The organism is Lentzea sp. NPDC042327 (assembly GCF_040647275.1).
In the GTDB taxonomy this organism is placed as follows: domain Bacteria; phylum Actinomycetota; class Actinomycetes; order Mycobacteriales; family Pseudonocardiaceae; genus Lentzea.
Genome location: NZ_JBEZBX010000004.1, coordinates 384,252 through 401,921, shown reverse-complemented (window position 1 = coordinate 401,921; position 17,670 = coordinate 384,252). Strand labels below are relative to the sequence as shown.

The window sequence follows — 17,670 nt, the reverse complement described above, 5'->3', positions numbered from 1 at the left end:
CTGTGGGGAACGAGGACCAACGCGGAGCGCCGTGCCGTCGGTCAGCAGCCCACGCGGCGCGACCCCAGCGCGATGTCGTCGACCCACAGGTCGTAGGCGCCGTCGTTGGGCTGGTAGAGCTGCCACCCGATCTTCACCGTGTCGAACGCCGGGAACACGAAGTCCACCGGGTTGCCGCCGTGCGAGCGGGTCGAGACGGTCAGGTCGGGTTGCGGCTTGCCGTCGAACCACAGCTCGACGCGGTTGTCGGAGGCGTCCATCCGCCACTCGACGCACTGCCACACGTCCTCGCGCGAGGGCGCGGACTCCCGCCAGTTCGTCCAGTCACCGGTCGGGCCGCCGTCGGCACCGACGCCCCACAGCGCGCGGCCGGACGTGGGCACGTACTGGCCGCCCAGCGGTCGCACGACCTCCGCGCTGCCCTGGCCGGTGGCCTCGACGAGGGTGTAGTGCGCCCAGTCGGGCTTCTTCGGGAAGGCGTCCACCTTCAGCCGCATCCGGCCGTAGAAGCTGTTGCCCGGTGCGGAGAAGTCGTCGACCCGCAGGAACGCGCGGCCGTTGGCCTCGGTGTGCACGTGCAGCACCCGCTGGCCGCGGGCCGCCTTCTCCACGGTCAGCGTGCCGTGCCGGGTGTCGACGCCCCACCGCAGGCTGGTCGCGCCGCCCAGCGGCACGGACTGGAAGTCCTCGCAGAACAGCAGGTCCGCGCGGGCGCACGAGCGGGTGTGCGCGGTCGCGGACGGCAGGCCCGCCAGCAGGAGGGGGAGGACCAGGACCACGGACATCGCTTTCCGCAAAGGCATGCCCGGCAATCTACGAGATCGGCCGCAAACGGTGCCAGCAAAGGACTTCCGGCCCGCGATCTTCGAGTCGAATTCGACGGGGGCGGCCGGGCGAGCCATACGCGGACGTGACCGGCAGATTCGTGAATGCGGGCGGTTTGCCCGGTTCAGCGCTGCCGCCGGGGGTGTCCGGCCCGCTACCGTGCGGCACGTGGGCGGACGTGGCGAGGTCCGGATCCTCGGGCCGGTGGAGGTGTGCGGCCCGCTCGGCCGGGCCGAGCTGAACGGCGTCCGCCAGCGCAGCGTCGTGGCGGTGCTCGCCCTCCGCGCCGGCACACCGGTTTCCGTCGACCGCCTGGTGGACGTGCTGTGGGGGGACGATCCGCCGCGCACGGCCGTGCGGTCGTTGCACAGCCACGTCGCACGGGTGCGGCAGGCGCTCGCGGACTGCGGGATGCCCGGCGCGCTCGTCACCGGTCCCGGCGGCTACCGGCTGGACGCCTCCGTGGACGCCGACCGGTTCGAGCGGACCAGGGACCTGGCGCTGTGGCGGGGCGAACCGCTGGGCGGCACCGAGCTGTTCGGGTGGGGCCGCGCGGAGATCGGCCGGTTGCGCGAGCAGCGGCTCACCGCCCTGGAGGCGCACTGGGCGCAGCGGCTCGACCGCCAGGACGCGATCAGCGAGCTGGAACGGCTGGTGGTGAGCCACCCGACCAGGGAACGGCTCGTCGGCCTGCTGATGCGGGCGCTGCACCTGGACGGGAGGCACGCGGACGCGCTCGAAGCGTTCCAGCGCCTCAGATCCCGGCTCGCCGACGAGCTCGGCGCCGACCCCGGTCCCGAGCTGAGCGCCCTGCACACCGCCGTTCTGCGGCGCGACCCCTCCCTGCACAGCGCGAAACCCGTCACGCGCACCGCGAGACCGGCCCAGCTGCCCGCCCGTGCCGGGCACTTCACCGGCCGGGCCGCCGAGCTCGCCGCACTGGCCGGTCTGCCGCCGATCGTCGTGGTCTCCGGTGTCGCCGGCGTCGGCAAGACCACCTTCGCGGTCGAGTGGGCGCACCGGGTCGCCGACCGGTTCCCCGACGGGCAGGTGTTCCTGGACCTGCAACGGCTCACGCCCGCCCAGGCGCTGGCCGAGGTGCTGCACGCGCTCGGTGTCCCCGCTGACCGGACACCCGCCGACCCGGCCGCGCTGTACCGGACGCTCACCCACGGCAAACGGCTGCTGATCGTGCTCGACGACGTCCGCCGCGCGCGGGACGTGCTGCCGCTCGTGCCCGGCGACCAGGGCAACCTGCTGCTGGTCACGAGCCGCGACACGCTCTCCGCGCTCGGCACGCACCACGCCGTGCACACGGTGCGCCTCGGCCTGCTGAGCGAACCGGAGGCGCACGACCTGCTCGCCGACATCCTCGGCGCGCAGCGGGTGCACGCGGAGTCCGACGCGACCTCGGCCCTCGCCGTCCACTGCGGACGGTTGCCGCTCGCGCTGCGGATCGCGGCGGCGCGGCTCGCGGTGCGACCCGGCAGGCGGATCGCCGACCTGGTGCGGGAGCTGACCCGCAACGACCCGCTCGACGTGCTGGCGGTCGAGGGCGACGACCGCACCGTCCGCACGGTGTTCGCGAGCGCGCACCGCACGCTCAGCCCGCAGGCGGCCCGCCTGTTCCGCGTGCTCGGCGAGCACCCGGGGGCCAGCTTCCCCGCCGACCTCGCCGACGCGCTGGGACCGGGGCTCGACGAGCTGGTCGCGTCGCACCTCGTCAGCGAGGTCGGCGCCGGCCGGTACGCGCTGCACGACCTGGTCCGGCTGTTCGCCCGGCAGAGCGGTGACCTCGGCGACGGGCTGGAACGCCTGCTCGACCGGTACCTGACGATCGCGCACGCGGCCAACGCGGTGCTCAACCCGCGCCACGACCTCGTGACCCGCCCGCCGTGCGACGACCTGCCGTTCGCGGCCGACCGCGTCGAGGTGCTGGCCCACCTCGACGCCGAGCGCGACAACCTGCTGCACGTCATCCGGCTGGCCGCGAACGCCGGTCTGCGGCGGGAGACCTGGCAGCTGGCGTACCTGCTGACGAGCTACTTCGAGGCGCGCGGCAACTGGGCGGCGCGCGTGGAGCAGTGCGAGCACGCCGTCGCGGCCGCCCGCGCGCTCGGTGACCGGCGGGCGGAGGCGGAGATGTTGCGCGGCCTGGGGATCGCGTTGCAGATGACCTCGCGCATCGCGGAGGCCATGGTGGTGCAGCGGCAGGCGCTCGCGCTCGTCCAGGAGGCCGGTGACCTGCGCGGGGAGGCCCGGCTGCACAACAACATCGGCAACGCGCACTCCGAGCTGCGCGAGTTCGACCGGGCGCTGGAGTCTTACGAGGCCGCCATGCGGGTGCACGGCGCGGCGGGTGACGCGGTGGGCGTGGCGCTGGCGCGGCGCAACCTCGGCTACACCTGCGTGCGGATGGGCCGGGCGGACCGCGCGGTCGGGCCGTTGTTCGCGGCGCTGGAGACCTTCCGCGCGGAGGGGAACTCCCGGCTGGAGGCGGCGACCCTGATGTCGCTGGGCAACGCCTTCCACCAGCTCGCCGACCGGGCACCGGCGCTGCGCTACTTCGGGGACGCGCTGCGGATCAGCCGCGAGGTCACCGACCACCGCTTCGAGGCCGACGCGCTCACCCACCTCGGCGTCACGCAGCTCGCACTCGGCGATCCGGCGGTGGCGAGGGAGCACCTGACCGGTGCGTTGTCGATCTGCCGGGCACTGGGCGACCGCCACCGCGAGGCCTACGCGCTGCACCAGCTCGGCGAGACCGCGCTCGCCCTGGGCGACCTCGCCGCCGCCCGCGACCACCTCGTGGCCGCGCTGACCGCCCGCGCCCAGGCGCCGGACGCCTTCGAGGAGGCCTCGGTCCACCGCTCGTGCGCCGACCTGGAGGGCCGGTGCGGGCGGTGGACCGAGGCCCTGCGCCACTGGGCTCAGGCGCTCAGGCTGTTCACCTCGTGCCGCCGATCGTGAACACCGCGACCGCCTTGCCGACCTGACCCGGTCTCACCGCGGTGATCTGCAGGGTGAACTGCTTCTGCTGGGCACCGACCCGCAACACCGTGTAGGGCACCTGGGCGTAGCTCTGGCCGGCCTTGATCGTGACCGTTCCGCCCTGCGCGGACCGGTAGTCCTCGCCCTGCTTCGCGGTGCCGTCCACGAACCGGTACGACACCTCGACGTTCTCCTGCGTGGCGCCGTAGCGCAGTGCCAGCGTCGCCGCGTACGGACCCGTCTTCTCGTGCACCGGCCCGTCCTGCGCGTCCACCACCACCGGGCAGTCGGGCGGGTTGCAGTCCGGTGCTCCGTGTGCGGGCACGACTCCCAGCAACAGGAGCAACAACACCATGATCGTCTTCATTGACCACCCCTTCGGCGGGTCCGTCTCCGTTCAACGGAGTCGGACCCGCCGGGGCTGATACTCACTCCTTGTCGTTGATCCGGTACTGCGCACCACCGAGGTCGAGGCCCTGCGCGTCGATCTGGTGCACCTCCAGCACCGCCGGTGCGGCCTCCACGTCGGTCGCGAAGGTCACGCCGATCTGAATCCGCTCCTCCGCCTTGAGCGTGAGCCCTTCGAAGCGGGCGAGCTTCGGCTCGACGACCTGGAACTGCGTCTCACCGACCTGCCGCACACCGGTGCCCCGCTGACCGGTCGCCTTCCACCTGGCGGCGAGGTCAGGGCCGAGGTCGACCGTCACCGTGCCGGTGAACTGCCGCTCCGGCTGCTCCAGCACCAGCGCCTGCCTGGTGTCGAACGCCTCCGGGTTGCCGATCGTGTACGGCCGGGTGATCGGCCGGCCGGGGAGGACCCGCACCGAGTCGACGTTGCGCCACGCGATGTTGTTGTTGCGCTGGGCGTTGAGCTGCGTGTTGGACCCCTCGGCGAACGTCATCGGGTCGGCGCTGGACACCCAGCGGGCGAGCAGGCAGAAGTGCGCGGGACCGGGCACGTTCCAGCCGGGCCAGGTGATCATCACGGTCGAGCCGCTGACCGGCACGCTCGCGCCCACGCCGCCGATGTAGGTCCAGCCGCCCGGCCACGCCGTGCCGCCGCCGAGGTTGCTGCGGTACAGGTGCAGGGCGCCGTCCACGTTGCCGAGGCCGTTCGGCTTGCGGCGCAGGTTGACGAACACGTAGTTGGTCGCGCCCACGATCGGCTGCTGCGAGGTCGCGCACGGCGTCGGCGTGTAGCAGACCCGGATGTCGGGGCTGTGGTAGATGCTGCCGCTGCTGGGTTCGTTGCCGATGTCGCTGCCGTTGTCGCGGATGTAGACGTCGCGGTAGGCCGGTGTGGCGTTCGCCGTCGGCACGACGGCGAGCCCCACGATCGAGAGAAGTGCGACCACCATCGCGGCCAGCTTGGTTCTCACCATGTCCTCCTCGGTTGTGCTCTGCTACCGAAGGAGTACCGGCGCGCTGTTGTGGAGCGGTTGTCGTGCTGTTGTCAGCCGGCCGGCGCTGCCTGTCCGCCGGGGCCGGAGAGGTGCCACACCTCCCGCATCGGCACCCACCAGTGCCCGGAGTCCGGCTCCGCCAGCGACTCCTGGCACGGGTCGGTGAACGTCCACCACCGTTGCGTCTCCGGGTCCGCCGCGATGCGGGCCTGGTCGGCGTCGTGGTCGTCGCCGACGTACTCGTAGTAGCCGAACAGCAGGTCGCCGTGCAGGAAGATCGTGAAGTTGCGCATGTTCGCGTCGAGCAGCGTCTGCTCGACCGCGGGCCAGACGGCCGAGTGCAGCTCCAGGTACTCCTCGCGCTTCTCCGGGCGCAGCCGGATCAGCATGCCGAAGCGCTGTGGTTCCATGCGGGGGAGCTCTCCTTCGCGGGCGGCGGGGTCTTCGTTCTACGCGTTGAGCACGGGACTTTCCACGTCCTGCCCGACCTCCACCGCGTGCAGGCGGTGCCCGGCGCGTTCGGGCCGGATGTGCGGGCCACCGGACAGGGCAGCGGGCAGCAGGTCACCGGCCGCGGCGATCCTCTCCTCGTCGACGCGCAGCCCGAGGCCGGGGGTCTCGCTCAGGACGTACGCCCCGTCCGCCACGGTCAGGTCGATCTCCACGCCCACCGGCGGGCGGAGGTCCTGCAGTTCGCTCACCAGGTGGTTGGGCACGGACGCGGCGGCGTGCAGCAGCCCCACCGGGCTCGTGCCGATCGGGCTCACCGGCAGGTCGTGGGCGTGGGCCAGCGCGGCGACCCGCAGGAAGTGCGTGATCCCCCAGACGGCGGCGGTCTGCACGACGTCGACGGCACCGGCGGCGATCAGCGGGCGGTGCTGTTCGAGTCCGGTGAGGTTCTCGCCGGTGGCGACCGACGCGCGGATGCCGCGCCCGACCGCCGCGTGGCCCTCGACGTCCCAGCGCCGCACCGGTTCCTCGACCCAGGTCAGGTCGAAGGTGCGTTCCAGCTCGCTGACGTAGCGGACCGCCTGCTTGCGCGTCCAGGTCTCGTTGACGTCCAGCATCAGGCTGGGCCGGGCGCCGCCGCCCGCCTCGGTGAGGACGTCGCGGACCAGGGCGAGGCGGTGCCGGTCGCGGTCCACGTCGAGGCCGCCCTTGAGCTTCGCCGCGCGCAGCCCGTGCGCGGCGTACTCCTGGTACACCGCGACCAGCTCGTCATCGGGCAGCGCGACGCACAGCCCGGAGGCGTAGGCGGGCACACGGCGGTCACGGCCCCCGAGCAGCCGCCACAGCGGTTCGCCCGCCGCCTGCGCCTTGATGTCCCACAACGCGGTGTCGACCGCGCCGATCGTGCCGAAGACCGCGCCGGCGTGGCCCGCCTTGAACACCCGGCGCAGCATCCGGTCGTAGAGGGCGGTGACCGAACGCGGGTCCTCGCCCTCGATGGCGGCGAAGACGGTGTCGGCCTCCACGTGCGGGCCGAGCCCGACCCCGGTCAGGCCGGTGTCGGTCTCCACGACGACGACGGGGACCCGGACCAGGCCGTCGGGGTGGACGCCGTTGGCGTCCCCGACCGGGCGGCCCCAGTCCTGGACCGTGGTGAGGGTCCGCAGACCAGTGATGCGCATGTCAGCCCTTCGTCGACCCGGCGGTGACCCCGTCGGCGATCTGTCGTTGCAGGAAGAGGTAGACGAGCAGGACGGGGACCGCGGCGATGAGCACGCCGGAGGCGAACGTGGGGATGTCGTCGGAGTACTGCCCGCGCAACGACGTCACGCCCACCATCAGCGTGCGGTGCTCGGCCGACGGCATCACCAGCAGCGCGATGAGCACGTCGTTCCAGCAGAAGAGCGCGTTGAGCACCCCGACCGACAGCAGCGCGGGCGCGCCTATCGGCAGCATGATCCGCCAGTAGACGCCGTAGACGGAGTTCCCGTCGATCCGCGCGGCGTCCACGATCTCCGCCGGCACGGTCGAGTAGTAGCTCGTCAGCAGGAAGATCGTGAACGGCAGGAACTGCGCCACGTAGGCCAGCACCAGCCCCGGGTAGGTGTCGACGAGCCCGGTGTCGGCCATGATCCGCGCCAGCGGCACCATGATCACCTGGAACGGGATGAACAACGCCGCCAGCACGCCCAGGAACAGCGCGGAGGAACCGCGGAACCGCAGCCGGGCCAACGCGAAGCCCGCCATCGACCCGAGCAGCAGCAGCAGCGCGACCGAACAGGTCACGACGACCACCGAGTTGAGGAAGTAGCGCGACATCCCGACGCTGGTCCACGCCTTGACGACGTTGTCGAGGCTGAAGGAGCCGGCGGGGGAGAACCGGTCGAGCACGTACTCGCGCCGCGTCTTCACCGCCACGTTGGCCGTGAACACCAGCGGGTAGACCGTGGCCAGCGCGAGCAGCGCCATCGGGACCGCGACCACCCACCTGCTCAGCCGGGAACCGGTCATCAGTCGTCCCTCCCGGTGCGCCGCAGGACCGCGACCTGGGCCAGCCCCACCACGAGCATGATCAGGAACAGCGCCGTGGAGGCCGCGGAGGCGAGCGCGGGCTGGTTCAGCTGCCCCTGCTGGATCCACACGTAGTACTCGGGCAGGTAGGTCGACCCCTCCGGGCCACCGCTCGTCATCACGTACACCAGGCCGAACATCGACGTCAGCAGCCCGATCATCGTCGTGACGAAGACGAACTGGATCGTGCGGGACAGGCCGGGCACGACCACGTGCCGGATCCGCTGCACCAGCGACGCGCCGTCCACCTCGGCGGCGTCGAGCAGCGAGCGGTCGAGGGTCGCGAACCCGGCCAGGAACACCACCAGCCCCATGCCGAACGTCGCCCACACGTGCACACCGACGACCGCGAAGATCGCCACGCCGGGGTCGCCCAGCCAGTCCACCGGCCCGAGGCCCGCGAGGCCGAGCAGCGCGTTGACCGGGCCGTCGAACGCCAGCAGCAGCGTGAAGATCGCGCCGACGATCACCGGGGACAGCACGGCGGGGAAGAAGTACACGCCGCGGTAGACGCGGTGGCCGGGCACCTTCAGGAAGATGAACGTCGCGAGCAGCCCGGGGACCGCTACGGCCACCGGCAGCAGCAGCACGAGCAGGCCCACGTTGCGCAGCGCCGTGCGGAACAGCGGGTCGTCGAGCAACGCCAGGTAGTTGGCGAACCCGACGGCCTGGCCGTTGCGGTCGCCGTCGCCGGTGAAGGAGAAGTTGATCCCCAGCACCAGCGGCCACAGCCGCAGCCCGACGATCACCAGGACGGCCGGGGCCAGCAGCACCAGGGGAGCCAGGCGCTCGGACCGCGGGCCACCGCGGCGTCGCCGGGTGGGCGGGGCAGCGGGCCGGACGGGCCCGGTGGTGGCCGGGCCCGCGGGCGAGAGGGAGGGTGCCGTCACGCCGTCAGCCCGTCTTGTCGGAGGCCGCGAGCTGCTGCAGCACCTCGTCCACCGTGGCCGAGCCGCTGAGCAGCTGCTGCGAGAGCCGGCCCATGAGGTCGACCGTCTTGGACGACAACGCCACGTGCAGGGCGGGCTTGCCCGACTTCACCTCGCCGACGATGGTCTTGACCGCGGGGCCGCCGGCTGCGGTGTCGATCGTCGTGTCGGCCGCGATCGCGCCGCCGTCGAGGTAGAACGCCTTCAGCGCCTCGGTGGAGGTCAGCGACCGGACGAGGTCGGCGGCGACCCCCTGGTCCTTCGTCCACTTCGCGACGGCGTAGCCGATGCCGCCGTCGTAGGCCAGGCTCGGCTGCGCGGCCGGGTTGACCAGGGGTGCGGGCCGGACGCCGACCTTCTCCGGGGTGAGGAACTCGGCGAAGTCCTTCCAGTGCCCCACGTCCGACATCAGGCCGATGACGTTGGCGGCCTTGGCGGCGTTGAAGGCGGCGAACGCGTCGTTGAACATGGCGGTCGAGTTGGCGCCGTCGGTGTTCAGCCCGCTGTCGCCGGTCTGCTTCCACAGCTCGAAGACCTTCTTGACGTCCGGTGAGGACCAGTCGCGCTTGCCGGCGATCCAGGCGTCGTACTCCTGCGGCGTCAGGACGGCCGATCCCATGGCGGATAGGAAGAACTGGATCCCGATGCCCTCCTTGTTGCCCAGCGCGAAGCACTTCGCGCCGGTCTTCTGGGTGATGACGCCGCAGTCGCGCACGAAGTCGTCCCAGGTCTTCGCGGGGGAGTCGGGGTTGAGCCCGGCCTTCTGGTAGAGGTCCCTGTTGTAGTAGATCGGGTGGCCCTGCAGGGTCACCGGTGCGGCGTAGACCTTGCCCTTGTCGGTGAACGCGTCCCAGCCCGCTAAGCGGCCGCGGTCCTCGGAGACGAAGGAGTCGAGCGGGGCGAGCGCGTCGGAGCGGTCGCGGATCTGGCCGCCGCCGTTGAACAGGACCACGTCCGGTCCCTTGCCCGCCTGGATGGCCGCGCCGAGCAGCGTGTAGTACTGGTCGAACGGCTGCGCCACGAACTCGACCTGCACGCCGGGGTGCTTCTTCGCGAAGTCGGCCTTGGCCTTCTCGACGTAGCCGCGCGTCTTGGCGTCACCGGACTTCCAGTCCCACACCACGAGCTTGTCGCTCGCACCGCCGGAGGACGTGCCCGGCCCGGAGGCGCTCCCGCAGCCCGCTGTCAACGCGAGACCCACCACCAGGGCGGCCGACCACAGTGTGCGCTGCTTCATCGCTGCTCACTTCCCGAGACGGTTGGCCGGGGGAGACCGGCCCGACGAGGTCTGCCTGAACGTAAGTCGTATGACGTATTACGTCAACGGGTCATTCGGGGTACGCTCCGCAGCGCGCTCCAGCGCATCGGCGGAGCGCGACCGGAGGAACGGATGACGGCATCAGGCCAGCGGCCGGGCGCGGCCGTGGGCGCGCACCCCGCCCCGGGCTGGGTGCGCGGACCGGCGAACCTGGCCAGGGCGATCACGACCGAGTTCGTGGAGCGGATCGTGCGCGGCGACCACCCGCCGGGCACGTCGCTGCCGCCGGAGCCGGTGCTGTGCGAGACGTTCTCGGTGAGCCGCACGGTGGTCCGCGAGGCCGTGAAGGTGTTGCAGGAGAAGGGTCTCGTCCAGGTGCGACAGGGAGCGGGCACGCTGGTCACGCCGCCGTCGATGTGGAACATGCTCGACGAGCTCGTGCTGGGCGCCGTCGTCGCCGAGGACGAGACGCTGGGGGTCCTCGACGACCTGGTGGTCACCCGCAGGCTGCTGGAGTCCGACATGGCCCTGGTCGCCGCGCGGGTCGCGGACGACGCCACCGTGGCCGCACTGCGCGACCTCGTGGACCTGATGGACCGGCTGGTGGACGACCCCACCGCCTACCGCGAACAGGACCACGTCTTCCACGACACGATCATGCGCGCGTCCGGCAACCGCATTGCCAGAGGCGTCGTGCGGTCGTTGGAGAGCCAGGTGTTCAACACCGCCCGCTACACGGGCAGGACCGACAGCGAGCTGTGCGCGGCCTCGAACCGGGGACACCGCCGCATCTGCGAGCGCATCGCGGCGCACGACCCGGAAGGCGCCGCCGAGGCCATGTTCACCCACATCACCGAGGCCTGGCTCGTGCGCCGCACGGACGTGGGCGAGCCGGGCCGCCTGGACCGCTGATCTTCTCGCACCTCCTGGCGCACACCGGTTCCGCCGCCGCCGTGCGCCGCTCCTCCCACAGGCATTCGACGAACGGAGCGACTGGGCCATGGGTGACTTCGACGGGAGCACGGCGGAGCTGCCGGCCGGAAGGGCGGGCACGCCCGCACCACGCCGGATCGACGCCCACCACCACCTGTGGGACCTCTCCGCACGCCCGCAGGGCTGGCTCGACGCGCCGGAGGTCGCGCGGATCCGCCGCGACTTCGGGCTCGCGGACCTCGCGGAGGTGACCGGACCGGCCGGGGTGGACGCCACCGTGCTGGTCCAGGTGCTCGCCGACACCGGCGAGACGGCCGAGTTCCTCGCACTGGCAGCGGAGTCCGGGCTCGTCGCCGGTGTCGTCGGCTGGGTCGACCTCACCGCGCCCGACGTCGCCGAGCAGCTCGACCGGCTGCGGTCGGGACCGGGTGGCGACCGGCTGGTGGGCGTGCGGCACCTCGTGCAGTCCGAACCCGACCCGGACTGGCTCCTGCGGCCGGAGGTGCTGACCGGGCTGCGGGCGGTGCGCGACGCCGGGCTGGCCTACGACCTGCTGACCCGCCCGCACCAGCTGCCCGCGGCGCTGGTGGCCGTGAGATCGGTGCCGGACATGGTGTTCGTGGTGGACCACCTGTCCAAACCGGACATCGCGCGCCGGGCGTACCAGCCGTGGGCGACCCACCTGTCGGCGCTGGCGGCCGAGCCGAACGTGACCGCCAAGGTGTCCGGGCTCGTGACGGAGGCCGGTCCTGACTGGACGGTCGAGGACCTGCGGCCGTGCGTCGACCTGGTGCTGGAGGTGTTCGGGCCGGACCGGCTGATGGTCGGCTCCGACTGGCCGGTGTGCCTGCTCGCCGCCGAGTACGGGGAGGTGCTGTCCGCCGCCGACGCGCTGCTGTGCGGGCTGTCCGCTGCCGAGCGCGCCGACGTCCTCGCCGGCACGGCCACCCGCGTCTACCGGCTGGGGGAGCGGTGATGGACGTCGTGCGGCTGGCCTACGGGGAGACCGGACTGGACCTGCGCGTCGACCCGGCGGTGACCACCGTCGTGACCCCGCGGCACCACCCGGTGCCGGAGCCGGCGGAGCAGGTGCTGCGGCGGGCGTTGCGCTCGCCGGTCGCGGGGCCGCCGTTGCGCGAGCGGGTGCGGCGCGGCCAGACCGTGGCGATCTCCGCCTGCGACGGCACCCGCCCGCAGCCACGACACCTGATGATCCCGGCGGTGCTGGCGGAGCTCGACGGGCTGGTCGACCTCGACGACGTCGTGGTGCTGGTCGCGACCGGCACCCACCGCGGCAACACGGACGCGGAGCTGCGGGCGATGTTCGGCGACGAGGTGGTCGACTCGGTGCGGATCGTCAACCACGACGCCCGCGACCGGACCGGCCTGACGTGGCTGGGGAAGCTCGCCGCGGACGTCCCGGTGTGGCTCAACAGCGAGTGGGTGGCCGCGGACGTGCGCATCACCACCGGGTTCGTCGAACCGCACTTCTTCGCCGGGTTCTCCGGCGGGCCCAAGCTCGTCGCACCCGGTCTCGCCGCGCTGGAGACGGTGCTGGTGCTGCACGACGCGCGCCGGATCGGCCACCCGCGGGCGACGTGGGGCGTCATCGAGGGCAACCCGGTGCACGACGACGTGCGCGCCATCGCGGCCGCGACCGGGGTGACGTTCGGGTTCGACGTGGTGCTGAACCAGGACAAGGAGGTCGTCGCCGCGTTCGGCGGGGACCTGCCGGAGATGCACGCGGCGGCCGTGCGCACCGCCCGCGAGGTCGCGATGCGGCCGGTGCCGCGGCCGTTCGACGTGGTGGTGACGACGAACTCCGGCTTCCCGCTCGACCAGAACCTCTACCAGGCGGTGAAGGGCATGTCGGCGGCCTACCAGGTGGTGCGGCCGGGCGGCACGATCGTGTGCGCAGCCGAGTGCCGCGACGGGTTCCCCGACCACGGCTCGTACCGCGAGGTGCTGGCCTCGGCCGGTTCGCCGGCAGAGCTGTTCGCGGAGATCTCCGCGCGCGAGGTCACCGTGCCCGACCAGTGGCAGGTGCAGATCCAGGCCCGCATCCAGGCCGACTGCCGGGTCGTCGTGCACACCTCGCACCTGACCGACGCGGAGCTGGCCACCGCGCACCTGGAGCAGACCGCGGACATCTCCGCGACGGTCGCGGAGGCGCTGGCGTCCGCCGGTCCCGGTGCCCGCCTGTGCGTGCTGCCGGAGGGTCCGCAGACCATCCCGTACGTGACGGGGGAGGGGCGATGAGCGGCACGGTGCTGGTCTGCCTCGACAAGTTCCGCGGCAGCCTGACCGCCGAGCAGGCCTGCGCCGCCGTCGTCTCGGGCGTCGTCGGCGCGGGCGGCACGGCGGTGGCGATGCCGGTGGCGGACGGCGGCGAGGGCACGCTCGCCGCACTGGCGCGGGCCGGGTACCGCGAGGTGCACGCCGACGTCACCGGTCCCACCGGACGGCCGGTGCGGGCGGCGTTCGCGGTGCGCGGCACGCGTGCGGTGGTCGAGCTGGCGCTCGCGAGCGGCCTGGGCGTGCTGCCGGACGGGGTGGCGGCGCCGCTGGTGGCCGACACCCACGGCACCGGCGAGCTCATCCGCGCGGCGCTCGACCACGGGTGCCTGGACATCGTGCTGGCGGTGGGCGGCAGCGCCACCACCGACGGGGGAGCGGGCCTGCTGCGCGCCCTCGGTGCCCGCATCACGGACGCGCGCGGCGTGCCGGTCGGTCCCGGCGGTGCGGCGTTGACCGGGGTCGCGCACGTGGACCTGTCCGGCCTGGACTTCCGGCTGCGGCTGGCGCGCGTGACGCTGGTGTCCGATGTGGACAACCCGCTGACCGGCCCGTCCGGTGCCGCCGCGGTGTTCGGCCCGCAGAAGGGCGCCTCACCGCGTGACGTCGAGGTGCTGGAGCGGGGCCTGGAGCGGTTCGCGGCCGTCGTGGAACGCGAGGTCGGCCGCGACCTGAGCGGTGCGCCGGGCGCGGGCGCGGCGGGTGGCACGGGGTTCGCCGCGCTGGCCGCCCTCGGTGCGCGGCGCAGCTCCGGCGCGGACTTCGTGCTGGGTGAGATCGGCCTGGAGGACGCGCTGCGCACGGCGGCGCTCGTCGTGGTCGGCGAGGGCCGGTTCGACGAGCAGAGCCTGCGCGGCAAGGCACCCGTCGGCGTGGCGGAGGCGGCCAGGCGCCACGGCGTGCCGGTCGTCGTGGTCGCCGGTGACGTCCGGCTCTCCGCGGACCAGCTGCGCGCGGCCGGGGTGAGCGCGGCGTGGTCGTTGCTCGACCGCGCGGGCGACGTCGCGACGGCGATGGCGCGGGCACCGGAGCTGCTGGCGCAGGTCGGCCGCGAGCTGCCGTCCGTCGTGGCCAGGGGAGGAGCCGCATGACCAGTCCCTCCGACGGCGTCTGCAAGTACCCCCAACTCAAGATCAACGAGCACTTTTCCGCTACCGACAGCGAGGCCGTGGACCTCGGCTTCGCCAGGGTCGACGTCGGCCGCGAGGCCCGCCAGGGGGTGCCGGAGGTCGTCTACGGCACCGGCAAGACCGCGGCCCAGGTCGTGGCGATCGTCCGGACCCTGCTGCGGCACAACGACGGCCCGGTGCTCGTCACCCGCGTGACCCCCGACACCGCCGGCGTCGTGCTGGACGCCGTTCCGGACGGCACCTACGACAGCGATGCCCGTCTGCTCACGTGGCGCCCGGCCCGGCCCACCGCGTTCACCGTCGTGGTCGCCGCCGCCGGCACCGCCGACCTGCCCGTGGCCCGCGAGGCCGCCGCGATCGCCGCTGCCGTCGGCTTGGACGTCACCTCGGTGACCGACGTCGGCGTGGCCGGCCTGCACCGCCTGCTGGCCGAACAGCACCGGCTGCGCGCCGCCGACACCGTGATCGTCGTTGCGGGCATGGAGGGCGCGCTGGCAAGCGCGATCGGTGGCCTGGTCGCCTGCCCGGTGGTCGCGGTGCCCACCTCCACCGGCTACGGCGCCGGTCTGGAGGGCATCACCGCGCTGCTGGCGATGCACGCCTCCTGCGCGGCCGGCATCACCGTGGTGAACATCGACTCCGGCTTTGGCGCCGCGATGGCCGCCTTCCGCCTGTCCGCGGTCCTGCGCAGGAGCACGCCGTGAACCGCATCTGCGTGATCACGCCGTTCACCGGCCTGGCCGGCGACATGCTGCTCGCCGCCCTCGTCGACGCGGGCGCACCACTCGACGCCATCCGCGCCGCCGTGGCCGAGACGGGCCTGACCGGGTGGGACCTGACCGTTCCCGCCGCGTCCACGCACGGCCTGGCCGTGCGCCGCGCCGTGGTGTCGGTGACGGACGGTGCGGCGAGCCGCAAGGCCGGCGAGCTGATCGCCATGGCCCGCCGGGTGTCGCCGGCGCCGGTCGCGGCACTGGCGGTCGCCGCGGTGCAGGCCATCGCCGAGGTCGAGGGGCGGCTGCACGGCGAGGACCCCGCCGAGGTGCACCTGCACGAGCTGGGCGGCCACGACACCCTCGTGGACGTCGTGGGTGTGGCCGCCGCCCTGCACGCCCTGGGGGTCAGCACCGTCCACTGTGAACCGTTGCCACTCGGTGCCGGTTCGGTCCGGACGGCCCACGGCGTCCTGCCGTGCCCGGCACCGGCGACCGCGGCGTTGCTGGAGGGGGCGGTGGTGACCGGTACGGCTTTGACCGGCGAGACCGTGACGCCGACCGCGGCGGCACTGCTGCGGGCGATGGCGGCGGACTACGGGGTCGCGCCCGCGATGCGGTTGGTGGCCACGGGGTACGGGGCGGGAACCCGGGTGTTGCCGGACCGGCCGAACGTCGCCGTCGTGCGGCTCGGCGAGCCGGTGGGGAGCTCCGCCGACCTCGTCGTGCTGGAGACGAACCTCGACGACGTCACCGGCGAGGTCCTCGGCCACGTCGTCGGCCTCCTGATCGACCGCGGCGCCCTCGACAGCTGGACCACCCCCGCGGTGATGAAGAAGGGCCGCCCCGCCCACGTGCTGCACGCCCTCGCCACCCCGGCCACCGCCGACGAGCTCGAACGGCTGATGCTCGCCGAAACCGGCACCCTCGGCGTCCGCCGCACCGCGGTCCGCCGCACCGCCGCCGCCCGCACCACCGACGTGGTCCACGTGCACGGCATGCCGGTGCGCCGCAAGCACGGCCCGCACCACGGCAAACCCGAGTACGACGACGCCGCCGCCGTGGCCCGGCAGACGGGACTGCCGTTGCGCACGGTGCTCGCCCTGGCCGCGGAACAGCCGAGGGAGCGCTGATGGCCGCCACCTGCGTCGCCACCACCCCACCCGCGCACCAGCCGAAGGAGTGCTGATGCACCCCGCCACCACCGCCACCCGCCTGGTCACGCACCTCGCCGACCTCGGCCCGGTCGCCGTCGCCTTCTCCGGCGGTGTGGACTCCGCCCTGGTCCTGGCCGCGGCCGTGCGCGCGAGTGGCCCGGACGCGGTGCTCGCGGTCACCGGCGACTCCGCCAGCCTCGCCGCGGCCGAACGAACGGCAGCGGCCGCGTTCGCCCAAAGCCTCGGCGTCCGCCACCTCACCCCCGGCACCACCGAGCTCGACCACCCCGGCTACGCCGCCAACGGGCGCGACCGCTGCTACTTCTGCAAGTCCACGGTCCTCACCGCGATCACCGAGGTCGCCCGCGAGCACGGCTTCACCGCCGTCGCGACCGGCACCAACGCCGACGACGCGCGCGACCGGTTCCGGCCCGGCATCCGCGCGGGGGACGAGATCGGCGTGCACACCCCGTTGCGGGAGCTGCGGATGACCAAGGCCGACGTGCGCGCGGTCAGCCTGCACTGGGGGCTGGGCACGTGGGACAAGCCGGCGCAGCCGTGCCTGGCGAGCCGGGTGCGGTACGGGCTCGCGATCACGCCCGCGCGGCTGGCCAGGGTGGAACGGGCCGAGGTGGCGGTGCGCGCCTGGCTCGCCGGTGCCGGTACGCCGTCGCGGGACCTGCGGGTGCGCGACCTCGGTGGGGTCGGGCGGGTCGAGCTCGATCCGACGCTGGTCGAGCTGCCGCAGGTCAGGGCGGGGGTGGCCGAGGTGGTGAAGGACGCGGGGTTCGACGGTGCCGAGGTCGCGGAGTTCCGGTCGGGGGTGCTCAACCTCGAGTGAGCAGCCGGTCGACCAGGTCGTGCCAGCCCGCCTCCACCCGCTCCACCGCCGTGCCGTGCACGCGGACCAGGTGGTCGACCAGCACCAGGTCCACGGAGGCCAGCAGCGTGTGGGCGAGCAGTTCGGCGTCGGCCTCCGGGAGCAACGTGCGCACCAGCGCCACGACGTGGGCGTGCCGCAGCCGCTTGGCCGGAACCGCGTACCGGCGGCCAGCGGTGGGTTCCGCGGCCAGGTAGAGGTCGAGGTGGGTGCGTTCGTGGCGGAGCAGGGCCGGGCCGAACGCGTGCAACCGGTCGGCTGCGGGCGCGCCGGAGCCCAGTGGTGGCCGGCCGGTCAGGAACTCCTCCTGGAACTGCCGCTCCGCGTGGTCGAGCAGGGCCAGCAGCAGGCCACCGCGGTCGCCGAAGCGCCGTGACACCGTGCCCTTGCCGACGCCGGCCGCCGCCGCGACCGCCTCCATCGTGAGCGCCGCCGCGCCGCGTTCGGCCGCCAGCCGCGCCGCCGCCTCCAGCAGCCGCGCCTGGTTGCGCACCGCGTCCGCACGCAGGGGTTTTCCCGCCCCGACGAGGGGCAGGGGTGTGCTGTCGATCACCTCCGCAGCCTAACCCGGAAGATAACCGGGACGCGTCCCGTTTAATCGGGTGACCCTGTACGACCTGCACCCCCAGGAGCTCT

Annotated in this window: 17 protein-coding genes; 8 read left to right on the top strand and 9 right to left on the bottom strand. The window is 73.3% G+C overall.

Annotated features, from left to right (window positions below; genetic code table 11):
• Positions 1 to 41: 41 nt before the first annotated feature.
• Positions 42 to 803 (bottom strand): hypothetical protein, encoded by a 762-nt coding sequence (locus tag AB0A63_RS12740; RefSeq protein WP_360389301.1) that lies wholly within the window; start codon positions 801 to 803, stop codon positions 42 to 44.
• 190 nt (positions 804 to 993) lie between these two features.
• Between AB0A63_RS12740 and AB0A63_RS12735 the strand changes: the two genes are divergently transcribed.
• Positions 994 to 3,795 carry a BTAD domain-containing putative transcriptional regulator gene (locus tag AB0A63_RS12735; protein WP_360389299.1) on the top strand — a complete coding sequence of 934 codons (2,802 nt, stop codon included), beginning with the start codon at positions 994 to 996 and terminating at the stop codon, positions 3,793 to 3,795.
• Here the strand turns inward: AB0A63_RS12735 and AB0A63_RS12730 are convergent.
• The 7 genes from AB0A63_RS12730 to AB0A63_RS12700 form a co-directional block, all read right to left on the bottom strand.
• A complete protein-coding gene (locus AB0A63_RS12730; protein WP_360389296.1) occupies positions 3,773 to 4,183 on the bottom strand; it encodes a Calx-beta domain-containing protein in 411 nt (136 codons plus the stop codon). The genes AB0A63_RS12735 and AB0A63_RS12730 overlap by 23 nt on opposite strands.
• A gap of 61 nt (positions 4,184 to 4,244) precedes the next feature.
• Positions 4,245 to 5,198, bottom strand: a complete 954-nt coding sequence (locus tag AB0A63_RS12725; RefSeq protein WP_360389293.1) for a hypothetical protein — start codon at positions 5,196 to 5,198, stop codon at positions 4,245 to 4,247.
• 71 nt (positions 5,199 to 5,269) lie between these two features.
• Positions 5,270 to 5,629 (bottom strand): L-rhamnose mutarotase, encoded by a 360-nt coding sequence (locus AB0A63_RS12720; RefSeq protein ID WP_360389291.1) that lies wholly within the window; start codon positions 5,627 to 5,629, stop codon positions 5,270 to 5,272.
• 39 nt (positions 5,630 to 5,668) lie between these two features.
• The gene (locus AB0A63_RS12715; RefSeq protein WP_360389288.1) at positions 5,669 to 6,850 is read right to left on the bottom strand and encodes a mandelate racemase/muconate lactonizing enzyme family protein; all 1,182 of its coding nucleotides are present in this window, start codon (positions 6,848 to 6,850) and stop codon (positions 5,669 to 5,671) included.
• Between the two features lies 1 nt (position 6,851).
• Positions 6,852 to 7,679 carry a carbohydrate ABC transporter permease gene (locus AB0A63_RS12710; protein ID WP_360389285.1) on the bottom strand — a complete coding sequence of 276 codons (828 nt, stop codon included), beginning with the start codon at positions 7,677 to 7,679 and terminating at the stop codon, positions 6,852 to 6,854.
• Positions 7,679 to 8,629: a sugar ABC transporter permease gene (locus tag AB0A63_RS12705; protein ID WP_360389282.1), complete on the bottom strand. Its 951-nt coding sequence runs from the start codon at positions 8,627 to 8,629 to the stop codon at positions 7,679 to 7,681. Before AB0A63_RS12705 ends, AB0A63_RS12710 begins: the two co-directional genes overlap by 1 nt.
• A 4-nt stretch (positions 8,630 to 8,633) precedes the next feature.
• The gene (locus AB0A63_RS12700; RefSeq protein WP_360389280.1) at positions 8,634 to 9,905 is read right to left on the bottom strand and encodes an extracellular solute-binding protein; all 1,272 of its coding nucleotides are present in this window, start codon (positions 9,903 to 9,905) and stop codon (positions 8,634 to 8,636) included.
• A 153-nt stretch (positions 9,906 to 10,058) separates the two neighbouring features.
• On the opposite strand from AB0A63_RS12700, the gene AB0A63_RS12695 reads away from it, so the two are divergent.
• From AB0A63_RS12695 to larE, 7 genes are all read left to right on the top strand, one after another.
• Positions 10,059 to 10,838, top strand: a complete 780-nt coding sequence (locus tag AB0A63_RS12695; RefSeq protein ID WP_360389274.1) for a FadR/GntR family transcriptional regulator — start codon at positions 10,059 to 10,061, stop codon at positions 10,836 to 10,838.
• Positions 10,839 to 10,926: 88 nt separating this feature from the next.
• On the top strand, positions 10,927 to 11,835 hold the full coding sequence (locus AB0A63_RS12690) for an amidohydrolase family protein (RefSeq protein WP_360389272.1): 909 nt from the start codon (positions 10,927 to 10,929) through the stop codon (positions 11,833 to 11,835).
• Positions 11,835 to 13,118, top strand: a complete 1,284-nt coding sequence (gene larA, locus AB0A63_RS12685; protein ID WP_360389269.1) for a nickel-dependent lactate racemase — start codon at positions 11,835 to 11,837, stop codon at positions 13,116 to 13,118. Before AB0A63_RS12690 ends, larA begins: the two co-directional genes overlap by 1 nt.
• Positions 13,115 to 14,245 carry a glycerate kinase gene (locus tag AB0A63_RS12680; RefSeq protein ID WP_360389266.1) on the top strand — a complete coding sequence of 377 codons (1,131 nt, stop codon included), beginning with the start codon at positions 13,115 to 13,117 and terminating at the stop codon, positions 14,243 to 14,245. The genes larA and AB0A63_RS12680 overlap by 4 nt, the downstream gene beginning before the upstream one ends.
• Positions 14,242 to 14,988 (top strand): nickel pincer cofactor biosynthesis protein LarB, encoded by a 747-nt coding sequence (gene larB / locus AB0A63_RS12675; protein WP_360389264.1) that lies wholly within the window; start codon positions 14,242 to 14,244, stop codon positions 14,986 to 14,988. Before AB0A63_RS12680 ends, larB begins: the two co-directional genes overlap by 4 nt.
• Complete coding sequence (larC, locus tag AB0A63_RS12670; protein WP_360389261.1) at positions 14,985 to 16,130, top strand: nickel pincer cofactor biosynthesis protein LarC; 1,146 nt, start codon at positions 14,985 to 14,987, stop codon at positions 16,128 to 16,130. Before larB ends, larC begins: the two co-directional genes overlap by 4 nt.
• Positions 16,131 to 16,185: 55 nt before the next feature.
• Positions 16,186 to 16,995: an ATP-dependent sacrificial sulfur transferase LarE gene (larE, locus tag AB0A63_RS12665; RefSeq protein ID WP_360389259.1), complete on the top strand. Its 810-nt coding sequence runs from the start codon at positions 16,186 to 16,188 to the stop codon at positions 16,993 to 16,995.
• Here the strand turns inward: larE and AB0A63_RS12660 are convergent.
• Positions 16,982 to 17,587 carry a TetR family transcriptional regulator gene (locus tag AB0A63_RS12660; RefSeq protein WP_360389256.1) on the bottom strand — a complete coding sequence of 202 codons (606 nt, stop codon included), beginning with the start codon at positions 17,585 to 17,587 and terminating at the stop codon, positions 16,982 to 16,984. The genes larE and AB0A63_RS12660 overlap by 14 nt on opposite strands.
• Positions 17,588 to 17,670: the final 83 nt, after the last annotated feature.

Excerpts from the sequence above, each read along its gene's own strand:
- AB0A63_RS12710 (WP_360389285.1), bottom strand. The coding sequence starts at position 7,679 with ATGACCGGTTCCCGGCTGAGCAGGTGGGTGGTCGCGGTCCCGATGGCG.
- AB0A63_RS12715 (WP_360389288.1), bottom strand. The coding sequence starts at position 6,850 with ATGCGCATCACTGGTCTGCGGACCCTCACCACGGTCCAGGACTGGGGC.
- larE (WP_360389259.1), top strand. The coding sequence starts at position 16,186 with ATGCACCCCGCCACCACCGCCACCCGCCTGGTCACGCACCTCGCCGAC.
- AB0A63_RS12725 (WP_360389293.1), bottom strand. The coding sequence starts at position 5,198 with ATGGTGAGAACCAAGCTGGCCGCGATGGTGGTCGCACTTCTCTCGATC.
- AB0A63_RS12730 (WP_360389296.1), bottom strand. The coding sequence starts at position 4,183 with ATGAAGACGATCATGGTGTTGTTGCTCCTGTTGCTGGGAGTCGTGCCC.
- AB0A63_RS12740 (WP_360389301.1), bottom strand. The coding sequence starts at position 803 with ATGCCTTTGCGGAAAGCGATGTCCGTGGTCCTGGTCCTCCCCCTCCTG.
- AB0A63_RS12695 (WP_360389274.1), top strand. The coding sequence starts at position 10,059 with ATGACGGCATCAGGCCAGCGGCCGGGCGCGGCCGTGGGCGCGCACCCC.
- AB0A63_RS12680 (WP_360389266.1), top strand. The coding sequence starts at position 13,115 with ATGAGCGGCACGGTGCTGGTCTGCCTCGACAAGTTCCGCGGCAGCCTG.
- larA (WP_360389269.1), top strand. The coding sequence starts at position 11,835 with ATGGACGTCGTGCGGCTGGCCTACGGGGAGACCGGACTGGACCTGCGC.
- larB (WP_360389264.1), top strand. The coding sequence starts at position 14,242 with ATGACCAGTCCCTCCGACGGCGTCTGCAAGTACCCCCAACTCAAGATC.
- AB0A63_RS12700 (WP_360389280.1), bottom strand. The coding sequence starts at position 9,905 with ATGAAGCAGCGCACACTGTGGTCGGCCGCCCTGGTGGTGGGTCTCGCG.
- AB0A63_RS12690 (WP_360389272.1), top strand. The coding sequence starts at position 10,927 with ATGGGTGACTTCGACGGGAGCACGGCGGAGCTGCCGGCCGGAAGGGCG.
- AB0A63_RS12720 (WP_360389291.1), bottom strand. The coding sequence starts at position 5,629 with ATGGAACCACAGCGCTTCGGCATGCTGATCCGGCTGCGCCCGGAGAAG.